Raw genomic sequence first — 3,521 nt, forward strand, 5'->3', positions numbered from 1 at the left:
CATAAAAATCACCACCTATGGCACAACGACCACCCATACCTAATTCCGGGAACTCATCTGAAGCAGCATAAGGGTACCAGATCATTGCAGGCATAGCCGGAGGCAGCACATTTAAACCGGTATTATTAGGCGAATTATTTACCGGCGCTTTAGGATCAAAGTTTGGCCCCGGCTTGGCGTTCACAAAATCCCAATGCGAGTAGGCAAAATTATTGCCCACAAAATATGGCCAGCCAAAGTTCCCGGCTTTCCTTGCCTGGTTAAACTCATCATATCCGCGCGGACCACGAGGTGAATCAGTACCTGCATCCGGTCCAATCTCGCCCCAATATAAAACCGAAGTTTTAGGATTTACAGCAATACGGTAAGGATTGCGACAACCCATTACATAAATTTCGGGTTTGGTTTTAGCCATACCTTTCGGAAAAAGGTTGCCTTCGGGGATGGTATAAGTGCCGTCAGCTTCAGGATGAATGCGCAGGATCTTACCTTTAAAATCATTGGTATTACCTGCGCTGCGTTGTGCATCGAGACTATAATGTTCTGTCCCGGGGCGTTCGTCAAGCGGCGCATAACCATCTGACGGGAACGGGCTGGAGCTATCCCCGGTAGACAGGTACAGGTTTTTATCCTTATCCCAGGCCAGTGAACCGCCGTGATGTGCACCACTTACTTTTTGTACAGGCACTTTAAACAAGATCTTTTCTGATTTTAGGTCGAGTACATCTGCCGGGCTTAATTTAAAACGAGAAAGCTGAAAATTAAGCGGCTCAATAGTTTGCCCTGCGGGCATATAATAGATGTAAACAAACTGGTTCCTTTCAAAATCAGGATCGAGCGTAAGGCCGATAACGCCTGTACCTCCCTCATAAGTGATCGGAAATTTATGGATCACTTTAAACTTGTTGGTTTTAGTATTGTAAACCGAAAAATTGCCCATTAACTGGGAAAAAAACACGCGACCGTCTTTGGCCGCAGCCAGTTCCATTGGCGAGGCAATATTGCTCACCAGCACGGTTTTGATAAACCGGGTTTGATCGGGCGCTACTTTGGAGTATGACTTACTATAATCCAACGGTTTCCCATTCCCCATAGCATATTTAATACCGCCCAATAATTGGCCTAAAAACAGAGGATCGCTATAACTTTCGTCGGTATGCCCGCAACCCGTATAAAATGCCCTGCCACCGTCAAATTCGTGATACCAGGTTATAGGGTGGTTAGCGCCGTTGGTACCGCCGTCATAAGTGTTCTCATCAAGGCTTGCCAGCACATGAATACCGCTGTAAATAGATTTATAATTGTACCATTCATCAGTACGCTCCCATCTTGACGGTAGGTTGGCAGTAGCCGGCTGGCTTTTATCGGTTACATCAATTGTTGCTTTACGGATATTGGAATTATTGGGGTGACTTGAAAAATATGCGCCGACCAGTTTGCCATACCATGGCCAGTCGTACTCGGTATCAGCAGCAGAGTGTACGCCCATGAAACCGCCGCCTGCCTGAATGTAGCGTTCAAATGCCGCCTGTTCAACCGCGTTAAGCACGTTACCTGTGGTGCAGTTAAATACTACTGCCTGGTATTTCTTAAGGTTATCATCATTAAAATTAGCCGAATTGGTGGTTGTATCTACATCGAAGCCATTCTCAGTGCCTAATTTTTGAATGGCAGCTATCCCGAAGGGGATGCACGAGTGGTGCCAGCCTAAAGTCTTGGAAAATACAAGCACGCGCGGCTTGTCGAACGGTTTTTTAAAGGAATAAAGCAGGAAAGTTAATCCTGTCAAAAAAACGCAGGTGAGTTTTGTTTTTAATGACATGTTTGAGATTATTATTGGTTTACATTTAATGAACAGCCATAAAAGCAGCATTATTCCGCCCTGCTAAAAGGATTTACGTACAAGGCAAAAAAATATAAATGCAGTATCGCTAAAAAGGTTGTTCAGATAATTGGCTCACACAATAATACCATTTAAAACATTCACTGTGTATTAAATACACTTTTATTTTAGGCGGTTATGGATTTGTAATTGAATTGTTACGGCCTGTGGAATTTAATTGTAGAGACGCATAAAAACAACGAACCCCACAGACACTTATCCGCGGGGCTCGTACTAACCATTACAACCCAGGGCACGTCACCTAACAGCATGCCCCTTTATCTTTAAATTCCGGGCGCTACGTCTTCGTAGTACTCGGGTATTATGGCTTTCTGGATCAGGGTATTCTTATGTTTTTCAAGCAGCTTTTTCCACCAGAACTGGTATTTTCGGGGGTATACTACCCTATCCTTATAATCACGCTTACACAAACCCTCGTACGAGAGCAGTTTATTCATAACCTGGCGCGAATGGTCAACCACCATGTGCGATTTGGGCGTATATCCCATAAGCCTGTTGATTTCGCGATTGGCTTTGCCAAGCAGTATCAGCTCAAAAATGTGAATGTGAAAGGTTGAAAATCCTTTTGTTCTTAAAAACGGGCGGTGAAATGTTGCTGACTCTTTCATAAAAAATAGCTTAGGTTAATAGATCCATGATTATTCTGTTTTTACTACTGTAAATTCTGTACGTCGGTTAAGTTGCCTGCCTTCAGGGTTGTCTTTGCCGTTAGGCAGTGAGTTTGGCGCTACAGGCATACTTTTTCCGTATCCTTTGGCGTAGATGCGCTCACTGGTTATGCCCTGGCTTATAATATAATCCACACATGATTGCGCCCTGGCCTGCGACAGTTTGATGTTGTATTTTACGCTCCCTATCGAATCGGTATGCGCACCAAGTCTTACAATGATCTTAGGATTATCCTTCATGATGGTAACCAGGCTGTTGAGCACCGTTTTAGATTCTGGCCTTAACGTAGCCTTGTTGAAATCATATAAGATATTATTGATCACAATAGGCTTATCCTTTTCAAAGGACTGCAAGCAGATCTCGGCGTTATAAAGTGTATCGTTATTCATTTGACCACTTGCCGGGATAGGCAGCACTTTAGTGAAATAGCCTGTTTTTTCGAGCTTTAAATTGTATGGCCTTTTTGATGTTACTTTAAAAGCATATCTGGCATCGGTCCCGGTAGTTAACTCCTTAAGGGTTTGCTTTGCCAGCGAGTCGATAAAACTGACCTTAACACCGGCCAATGGCTCATGCGTTTCGCAATCAGTGACTATACCGGCCAGAATAAAGCTCTTATTGTGTACCTCAAACAGGTTCAAACAACAATCTGATTCCCTGTCTGAGCTGATGTACCATTTATTAGCATCCTTGTTATCCGGTATGAAATACAGGTCGTCCTTAGCCGAGTTCATGGGATAACCCATGTTTACTGGTGCGCTCCAGTTGCCTATGTCACCTTTACTTTCGAAAAAATCAAATCCACCTAAACCGGTAAAACCTTTCGAACTGTAGATCAGCTTCTTTTCATCAGCATTGTAATAAGGCGCCTGTTCATCACGATCTGTATTGATGATACTACCCAGGTTTACGGCGTTCGTAGCGTCACCGTCATCGCCCAAATCACTCA

At 43.8% G+C, this 3,521-nt stretch carries 3 protein-coding genes; all 3 read right to left on the reverse strand.

The features are described 5' to 3' along the window. Positions 1 to 1,822: ThuA domain-containing protein (locus VF500_RS14030; RefSeq protein WP_330860262.1), on the reverse strand; the 1,822-nt coding region annotated here is incomplete at its 3' end. 344 nt (positions 1,823 to 2,166) lie between these two features. Then, positions 2,167 to 2,511, reverse strand: a complete 345-nt coding sequence (locus VF500_RS14035; protein WP_091211191.1) for a hypothetical protein — start codon at positions 2,509 to 2,511, stop codon at positions 2,167 to 2,169. A gap of 30 nt (positions 2,512 to 2,541) precedes the next feature. Then, positions 2,542 to 3,521, reverse strand: a 980-nt coding sequence (locus VF500_RS14040; RefSeq protein ID WP_330860263.1) for an OmpA family protein, incomplete at its 5' end; no start/stop codon positions are given.

Source organism: Mucilaginibacter sp., assembly GCF_036383575.1.
GTDB lineage: Bacteria > Bacteroidota > Bacteroidia > Sphingobacteriales > Sphingobacteriaceae > Mucilaginibacter.

What these genes read in the sequence shown, in the direction of transcription:
- VF500_RS14035 (WP_091211191.1), bottom strand. Translation starts at nt 2,511, where the DNA reads ATGAAAGAGTCAGCAACATTTCACCGCCCGTTTTTAAGAACAAAAGGA.